We start from the raw sequence: 24494 nt of genomic DNA on the forward strand, positions 1-24494 counted from the left end.
CGAGCAGAAATTCAATGATTTGCCGCTTGGCGAATCTGCCGGACCAACTGTGCATCAGGCTGGTGGAGGGTGAGAACTTGCTCGCGGCTGTTGCCGTTGCGATCTCGCAGGATCACGATCATCTCGGTATCACCCGTTTCGGCGGCGAATGCTTCGGCGGCACCCGTGCTGGCGAACTGATCCATCGGCGACTGGAGCGAACTCGGCGCGTCAGGCACGCTGCGATCGAGGGAGCCGATCTGATCGCTGGCCAGTGTTTCGTTCGGGTCAGCCTGATAGAGGCGAGCCAACTGCACGCGGTCGAGTTGCCAGTGAATCGAGCCTGGGCCGGTGTAGATGCCGATATCTGATTTGTAATCCGCGGCGTTGCAGACACCGATCAAACGTCCACGCTCGTCGAACAATCCACCACCGCTGCGACCGTCGATCGGTGCACCGGAAATTTCGAGATTCGATCCGCCAATGTCCTGATTGTATTTGTTCACTCCCGTGATCCGGGTGTCACGCCGAGAAGGAGGGTCACCACGATCGCAACCAAAGCTAAATGCCGTCTGGCCAACTTTCAAGACATCGTTTTCGCGTACGACATCGACAGGCTCAATGGGCATGCCGGGGCGAATCGCTACCAGGCCGATGTCACGGTCGCCTGCGTCGTAGTCAATCAATTGACCGGAAACGGTTTGAGGCTGACCCCCGACAAAAATATCAACTTCGATTTTGCCTTTGCCATCGCCGTCCCGAAAAAGGTGACCGCAGGTGAGCACGAGGGCTTCTTCACCATGAACGTCAATGATCGTGCCTGTGCCAGCGCCGTAGCCACGGCCGTCATGCACTCGCAGTCGAACGGTCGCGGCTTGGGCACGCTCCACAGCATCGGCCAACGTGGCACTCGGCATGGCTTCGACGACGCGTCCCTGGGATGGGCTGGTGGGGCCAACTCCCGCGGAAGTCAGTGACGCCAATGATTGCCAAGAATCGCCGCTGGGAAGTGGGTCGTTTTCGTCAGGGCGATCGTCTTGTTCGCGTCGAACGGTTCGATTGGCCGATTGGGCCAGCGCGTTGGTAGGGGCGTTGAGCGGTGCCAGCCGAGTTTGCGGGTCCTGGATGCTCGAACTGCGGGCCGGCGGAGCAGCGATCTGGCTGCGCGTGGGGACGATCTCGCCACCGGGGGATTGCTGCAACGCCTTGTACAGACTCGCAGCGGATTGGGCTCCGATCAGTCGTGTGACCTCACGGCCTCGTTGCACGACCACATACGTGGGTGTGCTGCGGATGTGGTATCGCTCGGCGAGCCGCGGCTCGGCTTGCACATCGACTTGGCGAACCGGCACGCCGCGGGCGATGAGTTCCGAAACGACGGGCTGCATGGCTCGGCAGGGCGGGCAGTTTGCCGAACTAAACTCGAGCAAAATCGAATCTGCCGTCGCGGTTCCCGCACAGGCGAAAAACGCCAGCAGCAAAGGGACGGAACACGCCAGAGCGCGTGTTGTTAGGTCGCGTAGATTGAATGAGCGAATCGGCACAGTTCGTCCCTCCTTGGACGCTGAGAAAAGGCGTGTCGCTGGCGAACGGGATCCAGGTGTGGTGGTCGCGGTCGTGATCCTTCACATCCGCTTCACCGGGCGTCCGCCGTGGCGAGCTGGGATCGTCCGCAATGGGCAACATCGATCACAACCCCAAAGCATTCGCGTGATCGCAAACTTGAGACTTTTTTGAGTTTCACGCGAAAAAAACACAAAAAAGTCGGTGTTTGCCTTCAGCGCCAGTTGGGGCGAACCTCCCCCGCCCCGGCTTCCTCCGCCTTCCAGCGAGCCTCCGGAATGATCCGCCGAAATTCACCGGGTTTGCCGCGAATCGATGCACTCATCAGCAACAACCCCAGCCGCACCTCTTCGCGTTTGCGAATCGGCACGTCGATCACGCCGGGGGCCAGCGATGCCGCCCTGCCACGCAAAAAAACGGTCACATTGTTGAGCCCGTCGCCCAGCCCCACACCCGCGTCGCCGCCCACGACGATGGTGCCCGCCAAGGCACCCGCGCCGGTGTCGTCGCCGACGTCGCCGCGAACAAAGATACTCCCACCACGCATCGCCGCACCGACCCGGTCCCCCGCCGAACCGTAGACGGCGAGCGTGCCGCCCATCATGGCGGCGCCCAATCCGCACCCCGCATTGCCCGTGATCCGCACGACGCCACGCCGCATGCCCTCGCAAGCACCATCGCCGACATTGCCTTCTAGATGCACATCCATGCCAGCAAACGACGCGAACGCATAATCACCAAGGTCGCCCACAGCATGCACTCGCACCCAGTTTGCCCATCGCATGCACGCGGCGTCCTGACGCTGCAAGCCGGTCAATCGCACCAGTGGAAAGATCTCCTCGGCGGCCGAGGAGTCCAGCATCGCGGTCGGGGGCGCCACATCGATTGCCGCAATCGCTTCACGCAGTTCTCCATGCGACATTTTGAGTAAGTCGAATGTGAAGTCGGGTTTTTCGAGTTCGTTCATGCCAATCCATTCCCAGCGTGATAAGACTGCCCCTGACGCGGTTGATCGCGACCGAGAGACGCGGCGATGGCGGCGACAATCCGCTCTAATTTTGCACCGGCCCGTGACGAGACCGCCAAAACGTCTGCGTGACTCGCCGTCGTCGGTGCATCGGGGACGGCCATGTTCGTCACCACGCCAATTGCGATTGTCCGCAATCCCGCGCGACTCGACAACACGACTTCCGGGACCGTGCTCATTCCCACCAGGTCGGCCCCCCAGCCGCGCATCATCCGGCACTCGGCGCGAGTTTCGTAGTTCGGGCCACTGACGGCCAAGTACGTCCCCCGATGGATGCGACCCTGCTCTCCAGCGGCGTGATCGACCTGGCTGGCAATGTCGGCGAAATACGCGTCACAGGTGGGACGCCCGCTACGCAGCCCTGCCGTGTCGCCCTCTGTCACCGCCGCGATCCCCATCTGACCATGCAGGAGGTGGATGTGTTCGTCAATGATCACAAGGTCACCGGTTTGGTAGCGAGGGTTCAGCCCACCGGCGGCGCAGCTCACGATCACAGCAGCGGGGTGCAAACCGGCCAATATCGCCATGCCTCGCGAGAGCGCATCGATGCCATGGCCCTCGTAGCCATGCAGTCGCCCCGCCATCGCGATGATCCGCACGCCCGCGAATCGCCCCAACAGGAACTCACCTCGATGCCCAGATGCGGTGGCCGCGGGCAGCCCCGGCAGTTCGTCAAAGCGGATCGTTGCGGCACATTCAATCGCGTCCGCCAACCCGCCCAGACCGCTGCCCAACACGACAGCCAGCAGCGGCGTCCCGGAGTCAGTAAACCAGTCTGCGGCCCTCCCGCGAAGACAGCCAATGGCCTCACTCACATCCCCCGAACAGGTATCTCGTGCGTTGGGTGTCATGCAGCTGGGGCTTGTGGGTTGAATGAAAAGACGTGATAGCGGAAATATTTTCCCACCGTGGATGATGTGGCCTCCCCCCTAGACACCCGGCAACAGAAACCGCCCTCGACCGCAGCCAAGGGCACGCGTTGGTGTCTTGTCATGGACACTTGGTGAAATATCCAACCACAGACACCACCTTCCGGCCATGCCCCTTGCTGCGGGCACTGCCAAGACCAGCAATCAAGCGGTCTTCTAGCGGTCGAATATCTACCGGTGGCCCGCCGATTGCAGACAATCTCAGGCTGATTCACTCCTTTTGGGCTTTTCGATTAGCCCCACCTTTGCGATATTTCTGCTTCGCGCACCTAATGGTGAATTGAATTTTAACCTTCCATACCACGACGATCGAGGCGTTCAGCCTCGCAAGCCGCCGGTTTTTTCTTGATGCAGACGTTTGCTGCATCCCGGGGTTTCAACGATCGAGTGTGTGCGTCAGCCTAGGTGAATGTAGCATGAAGTTGGAGAAAATCAGGAATCTTGGTATCAGTGCCCACATCGATTCGGGGAAGACCACACTGAGCGAACGCATCCTGTTCTATACCGGACGGATCCACAAAATCGAAGACGTCCGCGGTGGCGGTGACGGCGCGACGATGGACCATATGGAGCTGGAGAAGGAACGCGGGATCACGATCACCAGCGCCGCAACCAGCGTTCAGTATCACGGCTACCACATCAATCTGATCGACACCCCTGGCCACGTGGACTTCACCGTCGAAGTCGAACGCAGCCTGCGAGTGCTCGACGGGGCAATCCTGGTGTTGTGCAGCGTCGGTGGCGTGCAGAGCCAGTCGATTACCGTCGACCGGCAAATGAAACGTTATCAAATTCCGCGTTTGGCATTCATCAACAAGATGGACCGCACCGGTGCGAACCCGCGCCGCGTCGTCGAACAACTGCGCACGAAACTCGGCGCCGACGCATTCTTGGCTCAAATCCCCATCGGCGGGGAAGAAAACTTCCGTGGCGTCGTCGATTTGATCGAGATGAAGGCATACACCTTCGACGGGGAGCAAGGCGAGAAAGTCATCACCTCGGAAATCCCAGCTGACTTGCAAGACGAAGCCGCTGATGCCCGCATCGCGATGCTTGACTCGCTGTCCAACTACAGCGATGAAGTCATGGAACTTCTGCTCAGCGAAGAAGAAGTCTCCAAAGAGATGATCTACAAGACCATGCGTCAGGCCGTCCTCAACGGAGCCACGCCCGTGTACATGGGCAGTGCGTACAAGAACAAGGGCGTTCAGCCGTTGCTCGACGCGATCACGCAGTACCTCCCCAGCCCGCTGGACCGGGAAATCTACGGGCGAGACCCTTCCGACGAAACCAGGAAGATCGAACTTCTTCCCGATACCGAGAGACCTTTCGTCGGCATGGCGTTCAAGATTCTCGAAGATCCGTTTGGTCAATTGACCTTCATGCGAGTCTATCAGGGCACCATCAAGAAGGGCGAAACCTACACGAACCAGCGGACCAGCAAGAAGGAACGGTTCAGCCGCATCGTGCGGATGCACAGCGACAAACGCGAGGAAATCGACTGCGCCTCGGCCGGTGACATTGTCGCCGTCATGGGCATCGATTGCGCCTCGGGCGATACCTACTGCACCGAGCGTGACTACGCCACACTCGAGTCGATGTTCGTTCCCGAACCCGTCATCAAGATTGCTGTCAATCCGCTCAACCGCGGCGACGGCGACAAGATGAGCAAGGCCCTGCAGCGGTTCCGCAAAGAAGACCCGACGTTCAGCGTCTATACGGACGAAGAAACCAACGAAATCTTGATTTCGGGCATGGGCGAACTTCACCTGGAAATTTACATCGAACGAATTCGTCGCGAATATGGCGTCGAAATCGAAGTCGGTGCGCCAAAGGTGTCCTACCGCGAGAGCCCAACCAAGACCGTCAGCTTCGATTACAAGCACAAGAAGCAAACCGGTGGTTCGGGTCAGTTCGCTCACATCAAGGGCACCCTGATGCCCATCGAATCGGACAGCGAAGACAGCTTCGAGTTCGAAGAGAAGGTCGTCGGTGGACGGATTCCCAAGCAGTACATCCCTGCTGTTGAGAAGGGCTTCCGCGATAGCCTCGGCAAAGGCCCCGTGGCCGATTACCCCGTGGTCGGTACCCGTATTGAATTGACCGACGGTAGCTACCACGAAGTCGACTCCAGCGAAAAGGCGTTCTATACGGCCGCCCAAGGCTGTTTCCGTGAGTACTTCAAACAGGCCGCTCCGAAACTGCTCGAACCGATCATGAAGATCGAAATCGAAGTTCCCGAAGGCTTCCAAGGTACCGTTACCGGTGACGTGATTCGCCGCCGTGGGCTCATGCTCAGCAACGATACCAACGAAGGCATGACCGTGATCATCGCCGAAGTCCCCTTGGCCGAAACATTCGGCTATGCGACCGACCTGCGGAGCATGACTCAGGGCCAAGGTACCTTCACGATGGAACTGGCCATGTATCGCCAAACGCCGAGTAATATCCAAGAGGATATTATCGCCGAACGCAAGAAAGACGAACTCGCCGCAGCCCGCTAACCACGGACTGCCGAACGTTCAGAGATCGAAAGCCGGGAACGCAAGTTCCCGGCTTTTTTTGTGCCGCACGACCTCCCCGGTGCGAAATTCACAACGGGCGAACCGCACGTTCGGCAACCGAAGAATCTCGCCGTCGAGCACCTCACTTCCCAACATTCTGGCGATGCTCGATCGCAACTTTTAAGAGAAACCCCACGCACCCGTTCACGCGGGCGGCCGATCGCGAACCCAGCGAGAGAGATGGAAGACCCAGCACTCAATCGAGTGGTCAATTTTCTTTCGTGGGCGGAGCGAGCTCGAGCGAGCCACTGCTTAAATAGGTGGCCCAGAACAGCGGCTCGTCGCCACTGAGTTCGATTGCCTCACTGTCCGCTTTTCCGAGCAGGGGCTCGCGGGACAAGGACAGCTCGGCTTGCCGCAGCATCACGGTGCCCCGCCGAATCGCAGCGGCCAGCGACGTGTAGGGGACTTCATTGACGACCTCGGACAAAACCGTTGCCACCGACGCCCCGCCGGTGGCCCAACGGCTCAGGCCCACCTCCCGAACGCCCGAGGCCTGCAGTGAAATCATCGGGAAAAACAACTCGGCGCCGTCACCGAGCTTGGGCGTTGCCGCACTGGTGCGCAGCCCCGGAAGGAAGACGGACTGGGGACCACTCGCTGGGAACTGAATCCAGTCGCGAAGGGAATCCACACCACCTCCTCCCCGTCCTGCAGTGCTATCGACCGGCACGATCTGGGTAGAGAGCGGGCTGTTCAGGTTGGGCGTGACGGGAGCCGCCACGATGAGATGGCCGATATTGAGCCCGATCCGATCCGTCGGAGGCGCGTTCGCCAGGGAGCTGACGAGTGCGTCATCGGCGGTCTGCATGACGTCGCGGACCATCGACTCGTTGGCCTGCGCATCTCGAACGGCAAAGAAATTCCCCACGATCATCGCGATCCGCTCCGCGGAGGTTGCGGCTCCGGTGTTCCTGAGGGCGAGCCCCGGCGTGGGTGCGTACTGCACTTCAACGGCATCGGCCCATAGCGATCCAGGCTTGGGCTCACCGGGATCCTCGCCCGCGCCCTCGCCGTCTTCGCCATCCTCGGCGCTACCGGTACCGTTGCTCTCGGCAATGGTGCCGAGCGGCAGGAGCTCAAACGGGAGATACCACAGAGGGCCATCAGGGACCACAATAATCTTCTCCAGCCCCTTTTCGGACCAGCCTGAATCCGGTGGCAAGAGGAATCTGTGAATCTTAGCTGCCGTGGCTTTCCAGTTGGTGTCATCATCGGGCAAGCGTTTCCCGCGTGATTGCGAGGCGCCGATATCCAGCAGCAAGCGGCTGATCATGGCGGGCAAACGGCTCGCCCCCGGAACCACCCAGGTCCGCGTGGCGCCGTCGCGAGAAGCCGACGCGATAATGCGGCCGGAGTCGACGACGAAGGTCAGCAGCACCGTGCCGGCGGGAATCTCGGCCGCGTCGGTGGTGGCGACGCGCGGCGGATTGACTTCCGGCACCCCGATGCGAGAGAGCGCCAAATCGCTCACGAGGGCTTCCATCACCTGGGCATCGGCGAGTGAACGCACCGCTCCCCATTCCGCCCCCATCGCGGCTGGATCGCCCTTGGCTGCCGGCGCGACTGCCACCGGTGCGGGAACGATGAGCGACGCCTGTGTCAGCTCGCGCACTCGCTTGAGGGCGGGCACCGGAGCTGCCATGGATTGACGGACCGACGGCCACATCGATTCGGTCGATACCGACGCGAGCGTCTGCAATTGCAACAAACGCCCCTGCAGGGGAAGCTGGCTGGTGAACCGCTTGGCGAGCAACCGGTCGGTCTGCTGCAGGACTCCCGTCCCATCATTCTCGAGCGATGCCAGTCTCAGCAGGGCCGCGTGGAGAGCCGAGTCGTCAAAATTGATCGCTGCCAGAGCATTTAGCGGATCAAGACGCCATAGCCCGATCCCCGTGGGGCTCGCGTAGGCACCGAGAATCCGCTTGGCCGATTGATTGCCGACGTTGCCGCTCATACTCGCCATCACAATGTCGACTTGGTAGAGAAAGGGCATCGATATGATCGGGCGGCGTTGGTTTCGTCCATTGAGTATAAAGCTGTTCATCGCCGTGAGCGCCGAGGTCATTTCACCGCCCATGACCATGCCGATCGATTGCCCCTGTTTGGCAGCGATCCTCGCGCCAATGTATGCACTGTAGGCTTGCAACCGCGGCATCTGGATATCGCGTCGCCCCGTCAGCGCCAGAGCGGTCTGCAGATGCTCGGCAGCGGGCTCCACGCGGCCCGCCGAAACGGCTGCATCGGCGGCAACGAGGTAACAGTGCAGCGACGCCAGACGCGAACGCTGGACCAGCGCTCGCCCCGCCATCATCGCCGTCTGCTCGACCCGGCTGAGCTGCACGTCGTCGGCGACACCAACGGCCACTTGCAACGCCTCGCCAATCCATTCGTACTGCCCCAGAGCGGCGGCGGCGTTCACGATCTGTTGTGTGGCATTGACGAGCGACCGACGCAAATCCCCACTCAGCTCACCAAAATCGCCACCCGCTGCAGAAACCTTCAAGGCGCACAGCATCGACACCGGCGTGAGCGGATGAACCCCGCCGGGGGAAGCGTATTTGCTCGCCCGGTCGATGGCCGTTTTGTCTTCCCCGGTCGCAAAGTACTCACAGCCGCGCATCGTGTTCAACAAACTCTCGGCCAACGGATGGCTCAGCCCGGTGGGCCGTTTCGTTGCTTCGAGCAGTTCACTGCCACTGATGTCGTCCGCGGCGAGTGGCCCCAGCAAAACGCGCCGACGGTGCGACGCAATCGCCAGGCAACGCATGATCTCCACAGCGTCAATGCTCTTGATATTCGGCGGGGTGATCACACCGCCGGCAGCGAGTGATTGTTCCGTGACGGCCTGACCGGCGCGCAAGGGAAGCTTCGTCGGCACGGATAGAATCTGCACGGCAGCCACCTCCGGCCACAGATTTCCTGTCGCAGCGACCCGTGCGCCTGTGTTGAGGGCCGAGAAATCCAAGCTACCGATCCAGCCGCGACTGCGGATCGCAATCCCGGTTGCGGCATCAAGGTTGGCGCGACAGGCGGGCAGATGGCCGAGCTGCCAATAGCACTCGGCGAGCATGACGCGAGCGGGAATCGCATCAATCCACTTGCCGCCCGGGTCGGTGCGGGTCCCCCGCTCGGACGCCTCAAAGCCACGCACCGCGTTTTCAATGTCACCATCACGATACGCCTGTAACGCCTGGTAGTAGGTGACCATCGGGTCGGAGCCCAACTGCCCTTGGGCCATCGATGCGCTCGGCGCAGCACTTCCAATGATCAGGATCGTCCACGTCAGTAACAGTGCGGCGAAACTTCGGGACATGAGATGCAGACGATTTAAGGGATCAAGAGCGGCGATGTATCGTTTTCGTTGCCGCCGAGGACGGCGACAACCTATTCTAATGTAGGTAACCGGACAGCAGGACACGAATATTCCTTCCATGATACGGACGCATGTCAGCGGTGAGTAGTTCCGTTTGCGAGGGAGATAGCGATCCTACGCCCAGCATCGCGAAACAGCCGCCCGGTGACCCGAATCGGACACGTCTCGTTTCCTGGACACTGCGACGAATCGGGTCCCGCCGGGCATGGGCAGCCGCCACCTTTTAGCGTCCCCATGCCGGTCGCAGTCGCTTCGCACGACCTCCAGCGATTGGCGGAGACGCCTTCATTGGAAAGACATTGGTGTATAACTGACAGCATCTTCGCCCGGGGAGGGTGAATTTGTGGAAACCATTGCCGACAAATGACTCATCACTCACCCAACCTTTTTTCTCACCAGGCCCATGCTAGGCGCTGTCGTTTTCACCGCCGTGTTGCTGTGCCTCGGCGTGGGGCTGCGCTCACGGTTTCGCGTTTTTGCGACCGCGAGAATCCCCGCTTCGCTGATCGCTGGGGCGATCGGGCTGGTCATTTCCCAAATCCTCGCCGGAGTATTTGAGGCGGAGTTTCCGGCGACCGCGTGGCCTTCGGCGATCGAGTCATTTCACCTCGATTCGATGACGAATCTGCGGTCCTGGCCGAGTTGGTTGATCGCGGTCGTGTTCGCGGGGATGCTGCTGAGCAAATCACCTCAGCGGGCTGTGACTGGACGACCAGGCGATCGTCAAACGGACACCGATCAAAACCTGCACCACGGCGACCGCGAGGGATTCTCGCCTGTCGCCCGCGAGGCACTGATGGTTTGGATAATTGTGATCGGTCAAACGGCGATCGGATTGATGCTGGTGTGGTGGTGGATCGGCCCCCAGTTTTCGCTACCAGCCTCCGCAGGCATGTTGATTGAAACCGGTTTCGCGGGCGGCCATGGCACCGCGGCAGCCATGGGCACCGTACTCGCTCACCCCAGCATCGCGATGGACAACGGCTTGGATCTGGGCGTGCTGATGGCGACCTCAGGGCTGGTCTACGGCTTGGTTTCGGGGATCCTGTGGATTGAGGTGGGCGTGCGCTGCGGCTGGGTAGCCTCGGCGTCGCCGCCTGATCCGTCAGCGCCAGCGGACATGCGCCGCGAAGAAGTCGCAGAAGTCCCCTCGCCCCGTGGCCGAACCAGCGTTCCGCCTCGCCCGCTGCCGCCTTCGGACGCCATCGATCCGCTGTTACTGCAACTGGTGTGGTTGATGCTCGCCTTTGCCGTGGGCGTCGGCCTGCAGTTTGCCGTCGATCAGGTGGCCACGCTGGTCGATACCGCAGGCTGGTTCAGCAGCGAGCGAGCGGGCACCGCTGGAGACGAAGTCCTGCGAGATCGGCTTCGCGTGGCGTCCGTGGTGGGCTCATTCCCGCTGTTCATTTACACCCTGTTCGGCGGCGCGATCGTGCGTTTCGCAATCGTGCGTGCCGCCGGGGAGCACTGGATTGACCACGAACGCATCCAGCGATTGGTCGGTTCGAGCATGGATTTACTGGTCGTCGCTGCGGTGGCGACCCTGAATTTGGCCGTGGTGGCGTCATTGTGGGCGCCGATGTTAGGACTTTTCTTGGGCGGTGCGATCTGGTCCACGATCTGTTTGCTCGTGTTATCGCGAAAAATCCTCCCCGAGAGCCACTGGTTCGAGCTGGGATTGATCAATTTCGGGATGTCGACCGGCACGACGGCCACCGGATTCGTGTTGCTGAGGGTGGTCGATCCCGACCTGGAAACGCCGGCGGCCAAGCAGTACGCGTTGGCCGCCCCGCTCTCAGCGCCCTTCGTCGGCGGTGGCATGATCACGGTGGGGCTGCCGCTCCTGCTGCTCGAAAGAGTCCCCGTTGGCGTTTCCGCGGTCGGCATGACGGTGGTTTTGTGTGGACTCGTGGCGTGGGGGGTGAGCTGGAAATCACGACGCACAGTTGCTGCTGCGTCCGCAAACGCTAAAACCCGGTCTGCAGATGAGACCGTGTCCGAAAATAGGTAGTCTAGGCAGCAACATTGAATTGCGTTCTATCGCAATGCCGGTAAACTCAATGGGCTGTTATCGAACTGTCAGCCATCCGCTTATTTTGCGAACACTTGTTTCATGGCCGAACTGAACCACGAATGTGGCGTCGCCGCGATTTATCACCTGTCCGGTCGCGGGCGCAGCCCGATCTGCACCGACGACGGCCCGCGACATATCTCGCGTCTATTGCCGCGGATGTTGCTCGACATCCAAAACCGCGGCCAACTCGCTGCGGGGATGAGCACCTACGACCCCGATCGTCCGGGGCTGCTGAAGACCCGCCGCGATGTGGGTACCGTCACCGAGGTATTCCGACTGAACCATCGCGCCAAGGCCGAGGCGCTCATGAAATCGCTGGCCGGTCGGGCAGCGATTGGGCACGTTCGCTACGCCACATGCGGCAAAGACGACCGAAACTACGCTCAACCGTTTGAACGCCGACACATCCACAAACGAAAATGGTTTAGTTTTTGCTTTAACGGTCAACTAGCGAACTACTCGCTGCTCAAGCAAAAACTGCTCGCCGATGGTGATCATCACCTCACGCTGGACACGGACACTGAGATTTTCCTGCATGAATTTGCTCGATTGCTGTCGGCCAATCACGGGCGACTCGAGTGGATCGAAGTGCTACGCGAGGCGACCAAGGGCTTTGACGGTGCGTACTCGCTGGCGCTGTTGACGGCCGAGGGCGAAATGATCGTTGCCCGCGACCCGATGGGCAATAAACCGATGTGCTACATCCACGAGGGCCCACTATTCGCGGCCGCGAGTGAGAGCGTGGCGCTGTTGAATCTGGGTTTCGAAGCCGATCAGATCAAATCGCTGCCACCGGGCCATGCCATCATCATCGACCCTGAAAATGGGTTTCGGATGGAGGCCTTTGCTCCTCCCCAGGAGCCCAAACACTGCTTCTTTGAATGGGTGTACTTTGCCAACGTGGCCAGCACCCTGGATGACCGGAGCGTTTACCTCACGCGGACGAACCTCGGGCGTGAACTCGCCACCGCCGAGCGTTTGCTCGGTCGCGTGCCCTTAGACGATCCCGATACGATCATCGTGCCGGTGCCAGACACGAGTAAAGCGGCAGCCGATTCGATGGCATACGAATTGTCGATCCCCTGCCGCGAAGGCTTGATTCGCAATCGCTATGCGGGCCGGACCTTCATCGAAGGCGGGCGGGCACGCAAGGCCAAAGCGGCGGCCAAGTACACGCCATTGCGGGAAGTACTCAAAGGCAAACGGGTCATCCTGGTCGAAGACTCGATCGTCCGCAGCACGACCATGAACGCGTTGCTCGATCGCATTCGCGATGTGGGCGGTGCCCGGGAAATTCACGTTCGCGTGGCTTGCCCGCCCATTGTGGCACCTTGCTTCTACGGGATCGACATGAGCACGATCGACCAATTGATCGCGCCAAAGTACTTCTCGCTCAATGGTGAGTTGACCGACGAAGCCCAACAGCGACTCGCCGACGACCTCGGCGCCGATTCGCTACAATACCTTCCCGTCGAAGCACTCGCCCGTGCGATTAACTTGCCGCAGAGCCAACTCTGCCAGGCCTGCGTGACGGGCAAGTACCCGACCCCGATCGGCCAGCATTTATATCAAATCGCCTGTGACAATCGTGGTTCGCGAATCGATAACCAACGCACCTACGAGCAACTCGCCCACGCCGTCGGCGTGACTTAGTCCCGCTCTCTGGACCGTCAAAAAGGCCGAAGACTCATCGGATTGCGTGATACGGAATCTCGGTGAGCGAGCGAATCATTGAAAAGTTAAAAAGAAGTTTTTAAGAATGCAAAATACCAAGGGATCATTTGCAGTTTTAAATTCTCAACTTAACTTCTCCACTCTCCAACTCCCCCTCCCCCACTCTGCTTCCTCGTAACTCCATGCGTGTACTCTCGGGCATCCAACCTACCGGTCAACTTCACTGGGGGAACTACTTTGGTGCCATCCGCCAATACATCGACCTGCAAGACGACAACGATGGATTCTATTTCATTGCCGACCTGCACGCACTGACCACGGTACGCAATCCCGGAGAGCTTCGCGCGAACACGCTCGATATCGCCCTGGATATGCTGGCCCTCGGTCTCGATCCCGGCCAAGCGACGCTATTCGTGCAATCGCATGTTCCCGAGGTGACGGAACTGACATGGCTGTTGATGACCGGCACGCCGATGGGATTGCTCGAGCGCTGCCACGCCTACAAAGACAAGAAGGAGAAAGGGCTCAATGCGGACGCGGGCTTATTCAATTACCCCGTTCTCATGGCAGCGGATATCCTTGCCTACGATTCCCAAATCGTGCCGGTCGGCGCCGATCAAATCCAGCATATTGAAGTCTGCCGGGATCTCGTGGGCAGTTTTCACCACACCTTCGGTGAGACCTTCGTCATGCCCAAAGCGAAAACGCTCGACGTGGGCGCCCGGGTCCCCGGCACCGACGGCCAGAAGATGAGCAAGAGCTACAACAACACGTTGCCCCTGTTTGGTGACGTCAAGAAGATCCGCAAACAGATCATGCGAATCGTGACGGACAGTCGTCCGGTTGAGGAGCCGAAAGATCCCGAGGGCGATCACCTCTTTGATCTCTATCGCTTGTTCGCCTCGCCCGATGAAATCGCCGCGATGGCGGCCAAGTATCGGGCCGGTGGATTTGGTTATGGGGAGATCAAGAAAGCGGTTGCCGACGCCAGCGAAGCGTATTTCGCGGAGGCGAGGGAGCGACGCGAGGAACTCAGCAAGGACCTCGATACCGTGCGAGACGTCCTCTCAGCGGGTGCTCTGCGGGCCCGCGAAGTTGCGGGCGGTGTCCTCGATCGAGCGCGTTCGGCATGCGGGCTAAGGTGACGTCATGGCGATTGTGGCGGTCGGAACGGAAATTGTGCAATGCGCGCGGATTGCACAGATGATCCAACAGCACGGCGAGCAATTTCTCGAACGCGTCTACACGCCGTCCGAAATTGATCACTGTGCCCAACTGCCCGACGCGACCAGCCATTTCGCCCGCCGGTGGGCAGCCAAGCAAGCGGTATACAAGGCGCTGCACTGTCACCGCAAAGGGGTCCGGTGGACTGAGATTGAGATTCAAACTCGCCCACCATGCGGACCTGTCATCTCGCTATCGGGGACCGCCCACGAGCGTGCACTCGATGCCGGTGTCGATACGATCCACCTCAGCCTCGGTGGCTGCCGCACGCAAGCGATCGCCTACGTGATCTTATGGCAGGACGATACACCGGAGGACGAGAGCTAGCCCTCACTCCTCGGGCGCATTGCGCCGGAAGACCGCGACGATGTCATCGACCGGGACGACGAACAGTTGATTGTCGTGCTCCAGGTCCACGGGGATCGCATTCTTAGGGTGAAACAGGATTTTGTCGTACTGGCGTAGCGGCAGCTCGTCGTCGTGCTCGACCACGGCGCTGATCGTCACAATCCGCCCGGTAATCGTGGGGATTTCGGCGGCGTCGGGCAGTGCAATCCCACCGCGGGTTTCGCGTTTGGGTTCGTCCTTGCGGACGAGCACCCGATCGCCGATGGGTTCCACGTATTCGAACGTCGAGGGAGCTACTTTTTTCTTGGACATGAATTCAAAACCTATCCGAAATGGGGGCGGACCTTGTGCGACAATCTTCTGAATAAAGGCAAAACACGAAGTCGCATAAGGGGGCAAATCGCTCGTCGATGAGCGGATCAGTCGACCTTGGCAAAAATCATCTTGCCTGCGTTGGTTTGCAACGTGCTCGTCACACGCACATCGAGCTCTTGGCCGATCTTGTTGCGTCCACCTTCGACCACGACCATCGTGCCGTCGTCGAGGTATCCGATGCCCTGCTCGGGACCTTCGCCGGGCTTGATCACCCGCAACCGGAACGTTTCGTCGGGCAGGAAGACGGGGCGAAGCGCGTTGCTGATCTCGTTCAAATTGATCACGGGAACGCCCTGCACCTTCGCGACTTTATTCAAATTAAAATCGCCCGTGACGACTTTCCCTTCGAGATGCTTGGCCAGCAAAACGAGCTTAAGATCGACCGTCTGGCCTGCGAGTTCGGGCAGTTCGCGATCAAAAATTTGCAAGTCAACGTTCTCGTCAGCCCGCAAACGGTTGAGCACATCGAGCCCTCGCCGGCCGCGCGTGCGCCGCAGTTTATCGCTGCTATCGGCAATCGCCTGCAACTCGCTCAAGGCAAACCGTGGCATGATCAATTGATTGTCGAAAACGCCTGTGGCCACGAGGTCGGCGATGCGGCCGTCAATGACAACACTCGTGTCCAAAATCAGAGGCTTGAAACCCTTGACCTCGCGTACGAACTCGACGTACGGGATCAGAAACCGAAAGTCGTCCTTGGTTTGCAACAGCACCGACGTGCAGATGTAACACAGGCAGATTCCCAGCACCAAGCGAGCTTGATCCACACTTCCCAAATACTCGAGCAGAGGAGCTGCTGCGATGCTCAAAATATAGGTCAGCAGCACGCCGATCAGCACGCCGAAATAGATCGAGGTGATCGTGTCGATGCGTTTTCGAGGGAGATAAATATCCACCACGACCATGATCACCGACAAACCCATGATGGCAATGAAGTTCAGCCACGGCAGAGCCGCTGGTCCCCCGCTGGGAAGCGAGGAATTGATGATTGCTGAGACGCCGCCGGCGCACAACAAAAAGAACAGTCGCAGAACGATCAATGCCATGGATGCCTGCAGCCCACGTGCGAAACGCGGGCCGACCTGTAGCGAAAAGTGAAGGGAAACGGTGTGACGAGCCACCAGACAGTGTAAATGCTCCCGCCGAAACGCCCAGGGGTTTATCTGCACTTGGACTCGACAATGTAAAAAAGATCACCAATCGGCCAGCGGACCCGCTGCGGAGTGATCAAGGTTCACAAATTGCTGGTCACAGAAATGGTCGGTCATCCCGGCAATGTACTCGCCAACAACCCGCACCAACGGAATCGATTCCGCCCGTCGCCGAAATCGAAGTGGCAATCGACTCGGGTTTCGAGTCAACGTGTCGAATAACACTCGCACTCGATGCGCGGCGGACTCGCGCACCGGAAGCAATCGCGGGTGCCGGTAGACTGCATCGAAGAGATAACGCTCCAGTTCTCTCCGCTCGTCGGCCACCTCGTCGCTGTGATGGACGCGAAGCCCGGCGTCTCGGACATGGTCCGCCGACATGCCCTGTGCGGTTTGCAGTAGCTCAACGGACAGGTGCAACAAATCACTGACCTGCAAGTCAATCAGTTCGTGGACGAGCAGTTGCCGGGTGGGCCCGATCGGCAGATTTCCCGCCTTGTCGCGCACCCGCTGCAGGGCGCGGCGGATGATGGCGAGTTCGGACAAGCCGTCGATCGATAACAGCCCCATCTGCAACGCGTCATCGACATCGTGGGCGTCATAGGCGATCGAATCCGCTGCATCGACGATCTGGACCTCCAACAGGGGAGCACGGCCTACGGAAGCTTCGGATTTATGCGCCCGGATGTCCTGCCCCGCAAGCGTTTCGGCCGACAGATTCAATCCCGCAAAAGCGTGGTAGCGTTGCTCGAGCTGCTCGACAATCGTCAACGCAAATTGATTATGAGAAAACCCGCCCACGTCGACCATGCACTCGGTCAACACATCCTCGCCGCAGTGACCATAGGGCGGGTGCCCGATGTCGTGCATTAACGCAAGCGCCTCGGTCAAGTCTTCGTTGAGCCGGAGGACGCGGGCGAGCGTCCGGGCGACCGAGGCCACCTCGAACGTGTGCGTCAATCGCGTCCGGTGATAGGTCCCCATCTCCCCCGTAAAAACCTGCATCTTTCCCGACAACCGCCGAAACGCACTGCTATGCAAAATCCGATCCCGGTCGCGTCCGTATGGGCCCCGATATGCGTGTGGATGCTCGTGATACGCCCGTCCAGCGGAATCACTGCTGTGCATCGCGTACGATGCGAGCAGTAAGTGCTCCCGATCGGCATATCTCCGCAAATCGATCAAGGGGCCGCCGGTCGACATGATGGTTGCGGGTGGTCTTGGCAAAGGCGAGAGGCATGGGAACGAACAATTAGGGTAACTTGCAACGGCAGAAACGCCCAGGCCAACAACAACCGCCCCCCGGATCGGTTCCCCCCTAGAACACGGCAAGAAAGAGGGAGACGCCGCCGAGCGGTTACGGCAGCGACGCGACTTCGTGGCCGGCCTTGGTCCCGAGTGCCCCCCACAACCCGTACGGACTCTCCTCACCCGGGACGCCCGCTTTAGGCAGCGTCGCCCGACTTTGGTTGCCTGATTCGATGCTTTCGGTCGTGAACCGGACCGCACCATCGGCCATCAAAATATGGCATCCTCCCTGGTGGCGACTGCCCATCGTGAGCGTGCCGTCGGCGCCGTCGCCGCCCCACAGGCAGCTCTCCTTGTTGGGTGGGCGAACCGTATTGACGCTACTGTACATCGGTCGCCCGTCCGCCCAACGCTTGCCACGACGCTGATCACTACCGCCCGTATCGTCGGCGTTGGTCCAAAACTGCGGCCGCTGCGCGCTGACGTTGTCGCGATAACAACGCTGCGGGTCGAAAAAGAAAGGATCTTGCTGGTTGAACTTTGGCTGACCGATAATTTCCAAGTTCCCCAAATCCGTCACGATTTCACCACACATCAGCGTATTGGAGGTACCATCGAGAATGTCCCGAAAATGGGTTGTGTAGCGAGGCTCGAAGACGCCCCGCAGGCGGGTTTTCACACTCGCGTCCGTCACGATACCGATGGCGTTGACGCCCCCGTCGTGAGTGGTCTGCATCGCATCACCGATACAGCACGCGTAGTTCGACAGCCCGGTTTGCCCCGCTGTTGCGACGCTCGGGTCGCTGGGACAACGAAAGGCCCCGACGGTGGTCAACCACGGGGTGTAGTTGGTGTCCCAGGGCACCGGTCCCATCGCCGGGAAGGGTGGCGACCTGACCGATCCGTCGGATTTCAGAGCGAGCGGGTTGCTGATCTGCTGCCACAGAGCTTGCTGCTCGACGAAGGGCAAAGTTCCAACGATCCAGCTCAGCGTGTTTTGATTGCTAGTGGGCGAAAAGAAATAGGTGCCCGTGGATTGCTGAGGGAATTGTTCGTAGGCGGAGTGATAGTTATGGAGCGACAACCCGATTTGCTTGAAGTTATTACTACAGCTCATCCGGCGTGCCGCCTCCCGCGCAGCCTGAACAGCCGGCAGTAGCAGCCCCACAAGCACGCCGATGATCGCAATGACGACCAGCAGCTCTACGAGGGTGAAGCCGCCTCGACTCCCTGGACTACGATTCATAGAAACACCTGAACTGGACAAGAATTGTGGCAATCGCCATGACCGCAATCTTAATCTATCGATGGGTTGCAAGATTCGATTTTCATTCCATCGCCAGACGGGCCAAATGAACTCGCAAAACTAAGATTTTTCAATCTACCTTACGCAGGAAATTCACAAGTAGTTCCTCAGTTGCGACGGTCCCGCTCCCGCAGCTTTTTCTCCTGCGCAGCATATTCCTGGGACTGGGCCTCTAATTCTTCCGCAGTCGGCGGGTGTTCCGGGGGCGCGGCGACACGATTCTCCGTCGAGCCACCACAACCAATGATGCCCAAGATCCCACTGAGAACCAACGCCGAGACGGCCTTAGGAATCAATCGTTTCATGACGTAGCCGTTCCAAACCGGGAGACAGGAAAAACGGCGGAGAGTGCCCGCCGCACAGGCCGAAGCCCCGTTGCGGCGATCCGCCCAAGAAGTCCGTGCCACGTTGTGGCCAACGTGCAGCACGCTAAGGCAGTCATCCTAATCAAAACCACGTGATCGCACACGCCAAGAATAGGATGGCGCACGAAAAACGGGACAAGCTTTTTCCAGCTTGTCCCGTTGTCGTATTCATAAAATATGAATGTCTGAGTAGGGGGGCCTAGTAGCGGTCGCCACCGCCACCACCGCCGTAGCCACCACCGCCGCCGCCGCCATAGCCGCCGCCGCCACCGCTGCGGCCGCCACCGCCGCCGCCGTAGCCGCCGCCACCACCGCTGCGGCCACCGCCGCCGCCGCCACCGTAGCCGCCACCACCACCACCGCCGCCGCCAGTGCGGGGAGCGCGGGGACGAGCTTCATTGACGGTCACGTTGCGACCAGCAATCGATTGACCGTCCAGGTGTTCAATCGCTTCTTTCGCACCCTCGGCTTCCGCCATTTCGACAAACGCGAAGCCACGGCTGCGGCCCGTTTCCCGATCCATGATGATGTTGACAGCCGACACTTCGCCGTACTGCTCAAATGCCCCCCGAAGGTCATCTTCGGTTGCTGAGAACGACAGGTTCCCTACATAAATATTCGTCACAAAACTAACCTTACGAATCGTCACCAACGAGACAAAATGCCTCTCGCATTCAAGGCGGAATTACTGGAAAACACTTCCAAAAGTAACACACCGCCGAGAGTGTGGTGCTCCACTAGCAGGCAAGCGTGAACCAAAGGGGGGCGTCAGTCAATGCCGGATTCTTCAAAATCCAGCCCTTTCGCGTCGACAGAGTATTGAATGTGGGCGCTCGCGGCCCGACAATCAGGCTGCCCGGCGACACCCCTGTTCGTCCGTGCAGCTGGGATGCGAGCTCATCGAGTCAAGGTTGACCCCCCAAATCCTCCTCTGCCCCAAGCAAATCCCATGGACGAATTGATCAAACTCATCAGCAGCCAACTGGGCGTCGACCCCGCGACCGCCCAAGCGGCTCTGAGCAAAGTCATGGCGCTGCTCAAGAGCCAAGCGGGGCCCGAATTGTTCGGCCAGGTTTCAGACGCCGTGGCGGGCGCCGATCAAGCCGCCGAGGAGGCCCCCGAACCAGCCGCCGGTGACGGCCTGCTCGGCAAACTCGCCGGCACGGTTTCATCCATGCTCGGAGGCAAATCAGGAGCGGGCATCGAAATGGCCACTGCCTTGGCCAGCACGGGCATCGATGCTGACAAAATCGGACCGCTGCTCAAGATGGTTTTCCAGTTCCTCCGCGAGAAACTCGGCGACGATGTCGTGAACCAACTCCTAGCCAAATTGCCCATGCTGAAACCCCTGCTGGGCGGCGCCGATCGCTGATCGATCGCTGATCGATCGCTGATCGATCGCTAGTCGATCGCCAATGGATCAACCGCGTTGCGTCGTTCCCCAGAACGAGCACCCCACGCCCTGGCGAGCGTCGCGATGTTCCATTCAGCGTGTTTCGTGGGCTCGCGCTGCCGCTAGTCGTCCAGGCGTGTGGCCAGCGGAAAGGCGAGCCCCGCAATCGCTGTCGCCACCATCATGGCCGCGGCGGCCTGAAATGCACCGCCCAAACCGATGCGGCCGGCAATCTGGCCCCACAGAAACGATCCCGCCGCCATCGAACCGGCCATCATCGTCAGATAGCAGCCCATGCCGCGGGCTCGCAAACGCGGCGGCAGCGTGATCTGAGCCGTCGCATTGAGTGTCGTCAGGGTCGCCATCCAACCCGCACCCATCACCAACACCGCCGGAAGTAGGATTTCCCAACGCGGTGACCAGCCCATCACGAGCAACCCGGCGGCGAACAGCCCCATCGCGGCAGCAACCAATCGATCCGAACCAAAACGGTGTCGCAGTCGCGGTAGCAGCGCCGCACCCGCGACGGCGCCTGCCCCCACGCACGCCACCATGACCCCAAAGCCGCCCGACCCCCAACCCAATTCCCGCTTGGCAAACAAGGGCAGTAGCGACCACAACGAACTACCGGGCAACACAAAGAATACGACACCAATCATGACGTTCCGCATCACGCGATGCACCGCGACATAGCGAACCCCCTGCCGTAGTGATGCCGCGAAGGAGCGTCCACGACTGCTTTCGATCGCGGTCCGCTTCCATAAAAACAGCACAACCACCACGCCCGCAAATGTGCATGCGTTGATCGCGAACGTACTCCAAATCCCCAACAATGCGATGAGCACGCCGCCAATGGCTGGCCCGAGCGTGCGGGCCAGGTTGAAACTGATACTGCCCAAACCAACGGCGCGCGAGATCTGATTTCGCGGTACGAGCTCGGGAATCGCTGACTGCCACGTCGGCACGTGCACGACCATCCCCAGTCCCATGACGAACGTCAACGCGAGCAGCCCCCAGGCCGTGATATGACCGCTCCAGGTGAGCACCGCGAGCGTCGCTGTGACGAGCAGCAAGAGCGACTGCGTCATCATCAACAAACGTCGTTTGTCAAAACGATCCGCCAGCACGCCCGCTGGAATCGCCAGGAACACGATCGGTAGCGACATCGACGTACGCACCGCCGCCACCATCTCGGGACTGCCCTCGAGCGTTGTCATCAACCAACCGGCACCCACCTCGTGAATCCACGTGCCGAGATTCGATGCTAGCGACGCGAGCCAAAAAAATCGAAACAGACGCAGTCGCAGTGGTTCCCAGAACGGTTCAGGACGCTGCAGAGCTGTGATCGCTGGCGGCGTCACGCCTGCGGAAGCCGGCGCTGGCGATAAAGATTCTGTGGATGGGCGAGGGCGAGCGAGTTTACGTTCGGCGGGGCCAGGATGAAATGGGATAGCGAGTTTCATATCATTCAAGGGTCGATGACAACGCGATCGCCGTCAAGTGCATTCATGCGGCGGCGATGACTGGGGCAGTTTGCGGGATGGTCGAACGCCTTGATGCCGGAAACAGGACCGCATCGCATCACGTGCCTACAACGCTGAGACCACTCAAAACTCGAGTTGGCCGCAATGGCCCCCGTGAACGATCCTCATGCAGCAGGATCTTTCACTGGATTCACGCCCCCATCATTCGTCGGTCGCCCAGCACTCGTCCGCTAACCCGAACGGCGGCGGTGTATACTCTCAGCATCAATTTGACTTCCCACTCCCACCCCACCCACTGCCCGAGATAACGCACGTGAAATTCCGGCTCCCTATTCCGCGATGCGTGCGATTGAGGTTCGTCGCAGTGACCCTGTTTTCAGTGACAGGTTGTCTGTGGCCGGCAACGGCTCGATTGCACGCGGGACTAACGGGTGAAAATGTTGCTCTGGTCGTCAATGGTTCTTCGCTCGACTCGCTCACGATCGCGAATCACTACGCGGCCCTGCGGCACGTGCCCCCGCAAAACATCATCGTGCTCGACGACGTTCCCGATGGCCTGAGCGTTTCGCTCGACACGTTTCGCGATACCATCCTGAAACCAGTCCTGGAATCGATCAACTCCCGCCGCATCGCTCCACAGATCAGCGTCATCGCCTACTCGGCGGGCTTTCCGACATCGGTCGATATCACCCCGCTCACAAAACGCCTCGACGACGCGGGGCAGGACAAGTACCGCAGCCCGACCGCGTCGATTAACTCGCTGACGTATTTCTATCGTTGGGTGCTAAGCGATTCACCCGATTGCCTGGGGTGGGGAGCCAACCTCTATGCACGCGGGGCCTTCCATCGTCACTTCGCCAACCCGTTCGCCGGCGAGAAGGGCAAGCAATTTGACGCCGCCGTCGCCGCCAGCACAGCGGAGCAATTTGACGAAGCCGCCGAGAAATTCGAATTGCTTGCCGATGAGTTTCCGGCATTTTCCCCGCTGCATATCCTCGCCGCAGAAAATTGGCTGCGCAGTGGCGATGAGGACAAATCGCTCGCGCAGGTTCGCAAGGCCATTCAATATGGCTGGGCCAACCGGCGGTATCTGACCGAAACCGAACCGCTCTCACAACTTTTCGGCGCGGAGTCCGACCTGCCCGCCGATCGCCGCAGTTTGCTCGATCGCTTGCAAGATGTCCCTCGCGCCGTGCAAGGCCCCATCGCATTCTCCGCCCTTAGCGGGTGGACCAACGATGGGCACGCCGTGTCCCAAGAACAAGGCGGCATGCCCTACCTGCTCTCGTGCATGCTCGCCGTCATTCACAAAAACGGCAGCACGGTGCAAGACGCTACCGAATCGCTCAACCGCGCCGCGACTGCCGATCGCACCTACCCCGACGCAACATTTGGATTTTCGAAAACCGGTGACGTCCGCTCCACCACCCGGTTCCCCGTCACCCCAGATGCCCTCGCGTGGCTGCTAGCTCGCGACCAAAAGGTGGAGATTTTCTCATCGGCATTGCCCACCAAGGCAGAACCCTATATCGGCCTGATGCTGGGCTCCCCGACACTGCCCTTGAGTGGCCGCAAATGGTCATTCGCACCCGGAGCGATCGCCGAAAACCTAACCAGCTTTGGCGCCGTCTTTCAAAACGCATCCCAAACGAAGCTCACCGCATTGTTGGATGCCGGCGCCGCGATGAGCAGCGGGACCGTTACCGAACCGTACGCACTGCCACCGAAATTCCCAACCGCCATGATGTATCCCTTCTACAGCGAGGGTGTGACGGCGATCGAAGCGTTCTATTTAACCGTGCAGTCACCCTTTCAATTGCTCATTGTCGGTGACCCGCTGTGCCAACCCTTTGCTCAGGCACCGAACGATTTCGTACGTTTCGATGCGATCCCGTCGACGTCAAGTTCCGCAAGCAGTTTGCAGATCACTTGGCAATCACTGCCAAACACCCCTGTGAGCGCAGCGACGGCGGCGATGGAATTCTATCTCAACGGAAAGCTGGCGGGCCGCCTGCGCCCGGCACCGAGCATTCGCGTCAATCTCCCACCGGACACCCACGGGATTGTGGATGTTCGTGTCGTGCTCATCGGTGACCACCCCACACAACCTCGTATCGGAACCCGCGAAGAGCTTGTCATAGGCGAAGAATCACCCTTGCCACAGATCGAACATTTGCCCAGTGACCATCCGGACGAGATGTCCGTTTCAGTCGCATGCGAGGGCGCTGACCGCATCGATGTGATGCACCTCGGGCGCGCCGTCGGTACGATCGAACAATCCTCCGGCACGATCACACTCACCGCAAAACAGATCGGCCGCGGCCCCGTCCACCTGCAAGCCATCGCCACGCAATCGGGTCGCGCCATGCTCGGCCGCACGATAGAAATCGAGTGGTAGTGAAGACGGTTCCAAC

Annotated in this window: 18 protein-coding genes; 7 read left to right on the plus strand and 11 right to left on the minus strand. The window is 60.0% G+C overall.

Annotated features, from left to right (window positions below; genetic code table 11):
• Window positions 1–11: 11 nt before the first annotated feature.
• From SH410x_RS23665 to SH410x_RS23675, 3 genes are all read right to left on the minus strand, one after another.
• Window positions 12–1523: a trypsin-like peptidase domain-containing protein gene (locus SH410x_RS23665; protein WP_473671343.1), complete on the minus strand. Its 1512-nt coding sequence runs from the start codon at window positions 1521–1523 to the stop codon at window positions 12–14.
• Window positions 1524–1756: 233 nt separating this feature from the next.
• Entirely contained in the window at window positions 1757–2509 is a 753-nt protein-coding gene (locus tag SH410x_RS23670; protein ID WP_473671345.1) for a tributyrin esterase, read from the minus strand.
• Window positions 2506–3420, minus strand: a complete 915-nt coding sequence (locus SH410x_RS23675; RefSeq protein WP_473671347.1) for a purine-nucleoside phosphorylase — start codon at window positions 3418–3420, stop codon at window positions 2506–2508. The genes SH410x_RS23670 and SH410x_RS23675 overlap by 4 nt, the downstream gene beginning before the upstream one ends.
• A gap of 494 nt (window positions 3421–3914) precedes the next feature.
• Between SH410x_RS23675 and fusA the strand changes: the two genes are divergently transcribed.
• On the plus strand, window positions 3915–6002 hold the full coding sequence (gene fusA / locus SH410x_RS23680; RefSeq protein ID WP_473671349.1) for an elongation factor G: 2088 nt from the start codon (window positions 3915–3917) through the stop codon (window positions 6000–6002).
• 268 nt (window positions 6003–6270) lie between these two features.
• Here the strand turns inward: fusA and SH410x_RS23685 are convergent, their stop codons facing one another.
• Window positions 6271–9378: a hypothetical protein gene (locus SH410x_RS23685; RefSeq protein ID WP_473671350.1), complete on the minus strand. Its 3108-nt coding sequence runs from the start codon at window positions 9376–9378 to the stop codon at window positions 6271–6273.
• Window positions 9379–9841: 463 nt separating this feature from the next.
• On the opposite strand from SH410x_RS23685, the gene SH410x_RS23690 reads away from it, so the two are divergent.
• The 4 genes from SH410x_RS23690 (at window position 9842) to acpS (ending at window position 14737) form a co-directional block, all read left to right on the plus strand.
• Window positions 9842–11449, plus strand: coding sequence for a sodium/glutamate symporter (locus tag SH410x_RS23690; RefSeq protein ID WP_473671352.1), 1608 nt, complete (start codon window positions 9842–9844; stop codon window positions 11447–11449).
• Between the two features lie 102 nt (window positions 11450–11551).
• Window positions 11552–13165 (plus strand): amidophosphoribosyltransferase, encoded by a 1614-nt coding sequence (locus SH410x_RS23695; RefSeq protein WP_473671354.1) that lies wholly within the window; start codon window positions 11552–11554, stop codon window positions 13163–13165.
• A gap of 203 nt (window positions 13166–13368) precedes the next feature.
• On the plus strand, window positions 13369–14331 hold the full coding sequence (gene trpS, locus SH410x_RS23700) for a tryptophan--tRNA ligase (protein ID WP_473671356.1): 963 nt from the start codon (window positions 13369–13371) through the stop codon (window positions 14329–14331).
• A 4-nt stretch (window positions 14332–14335) separates the two neighbouring features.
• Complete coding sequence (acpS, locus tag SH410x_RS23705; protein ID WP_473671358.1) at window positions 14336–14737, plus strand: holo-ACP synthase; 402 nt, start codon at window positions 14336–14338, stop codon at window positions 14735–14737.
• A 3-nt stretch (window positions 14738–14740) separates the two neighbouring features.
• On the opposite strand, the gene SH410x_RS23710 is transcribed toward acpS, so the two are convergent.
• From SH410x_RS23710 to SH410x_RS23735, 6 genes are all read right to left on the minus strand, one after another.
• A complete protein-coding gene (locus tag SH410x_RS23710) occupies window positions 14741–15070 on the minus strand; it encodes a co-chaperone GroES (RefSeq protein ID WP_473671360.1) in 330 nt (109 codons plus the stop codon).
• 107 nt (window positions 15071–15177) lie between these two features.
• Entirely contained in the window at window positions 15178–16179 is a 1002-nt protein-coding gene (locus SH410x_RS23715; RefSeq protein ID WP_473677385.1) for a PIN/TRAM domain-containing protein, read from the minus strand.
• A 147-nt stretch (window positions 16180–16326) separates the two neighbouring features.
• Entirely contained in the window at window positions 16327–17469 is a 1143-nt protein-coding gene (gene dgt, locus SH410x_RS23720) for a dGTP triphosphohydrolase (protein ID WP_473677386.1), read from the minus strand.
• A 172-nt stretch (window positions 17470–17641) separates the two neighbouring features.
• A complete protein-coding gene (locus SH410x_RS23725; protein WP_473671362.1) occupies window positions 17642–18778 on the minus strand; it encodes a DUF1559 family PulG-like putative transporter in 1137 nt (378 codons plus the stop codon).
• Window positions 18779–18945: 167 nt separating this feature from the next.
• Window positions 18946–19143 carry a hypothetical protein gene (locus SH410x_RS23730; protein WP_473671364.1) on the minus strand — a complete coding sequence of 66 codons (198 nt, stop codon included), beginning with the start codon at window positions 19141–19143 and terminating at the stop codon, window positions 18946–18948.
• 259 nt (window positions 19144–19402) lie between these two features.
• Entirely contained in the window at window positions 19403–19828 is a 426-nt protein-coding gene (locus SH410x_RS23735; RefSeq protein ID WP_473671366.1) for an RNA-binding regulator, read from the minus strand.
• A 324-nt stretch (window positions 19829–20152) separates the two neighbouring features.
• Between SH410x_RS23735 and SH410x_RS23740 the strand changes: the two genes are divergently transcribed.
• Complete coding sequence (locus SH410x_RS23740) at window positions 20153–20575, plus strand: DUF2780 domain-containing protein (protein WP_473671368.1); 423 nt, start codon at window positions 20153–20155, stop codon at window positions 20573–20575.
• Window positions 20576–20718: 143 nt separating this feature from the next.
• On the opposite strand, the gene SH410x_RS23745 is transcribed toward SH410x_RS23740, so the two are convergent.
• Complete coding sequence (locus SH410x_RS23745) at window positions 20719–22059, minus strand: MFS transporter (protein WP_473671370.1); 1341 nt, start codon at window positions 22057–22059, stop codon at window positions 20719–20721.
• Window positions 22060–22444: 385 nt separating this feature from the next.
• On the opposite strand from SH410x_RS23745, the gene SH410x_RS23750 reads away from it, so the two are divergent.
• A complete protein-coding gene (locus SH410x_RS23750; protein WP_473671371.1) occupies window positions 22445–24478 on the plus strand; it encodes a hypothetical protein in 2034 nt (677 codons plus the stop codon).
• Window positions 24479–24494 lie beyond the last annotated feature (16 nt).

The sequence above is a fragment of the Rhodopirellula sp. SH410 genome (genome assembly GCF_055811895.1).

Coding starts and splice junctions, on each gene's coding strand:
- SH410x_RS23670 (WP_473671345.1), bottom strand. CDS start 2,509: ATGAACGAACTCGAAAAACCCGACTTCACATTCGACTTACTCAAAATG.
- SH410x_RS23675 (WP_473671347.1), bottom strand. CDS start 3,420: ATGACACCCAACGCACGAGATACCTGTTCGGGGGATGTGAGTGAGGCC.
- fusA (WP_473671349.1), top strand. CDS start 3,915: ATGAAGTTGGAGAAAATCAGGAATCTTGGTATCAGTGCCCACATCGAT.
- SH410x_RS23685 (WP_473671350.1), bottom strand. CDS start 9,378: ATGTCCCGAAGTTTCGCCGCACTGTTACTGACGTGGACGATCCTGATC.
- SH410x_RS23690 (WP_473671352.1), top strand. CDS start 9,842: ATGCTAGGCGCTGTCGTTTTCACCGCCGTGTTGCTGTGCCTCGGCGTG.
- SH410x_RS23695 (WP_473671354.1), top strand. CDS start 11,552: ATGGCCGAACTGAACCACGAATGTGGCGTCGCCGCGATTTATCACCTG.
- trpS (WP_473671356.1), top strand. CDS start 13,369: ATGCGTGTACTCTCGGGCATCCAACCTACCGGTCAACTTCACTGGGGG.
- acpS (WP_473671358.1), top strand. CDS start 14,336: ATGGCGATTGTGGCGGTCGGAACGGAAATTGTGCAATGCGCGCGGATT.
- SH410x_RS23710 (WP_473671360.1), bottom strand. CDS start 15,070: ATGTCCAAGAAAAAAGTAGCTCCCTCGACGTTCGAATACGTGGAACCC.
- SH410x_RS23715 (WP_473677385.1), bottom strand. CDS start 16,179: ATGGCATTGATCGTTCTGCGACTGTTCTTTTTGTTGTGCGCCGGCGGC.
- SH410x_RS23725 (WP_473671362.1), bottom strand. CDS start 18,778: ATGAATCGTAGTCCAGGGAGTCGAGGCGGCTTCACCCTCGTAGAGCTG.
- SH410x_RS23730 (WP_473671364.1), bottom strand. CDS start 19,143: ATGAAACGATTGATTCCTAAGGCCGTCTCGGCGTTGGTTCTCAGTGGG.
- SH410x_RS23740 (WP_473671368.1), top strand. CDS start 20,153: ATGGACGAATTGATCAAACTCATCAGCAGCCAACTGGGCGTCGACCCC.
- SH410x_RS23745 (WP_473671370.1), bottom strand. CDS start 22,059: ATGAAACTCGCTATCCCATTTCATCCTGGCCCCGCCGAACGTAAACTC.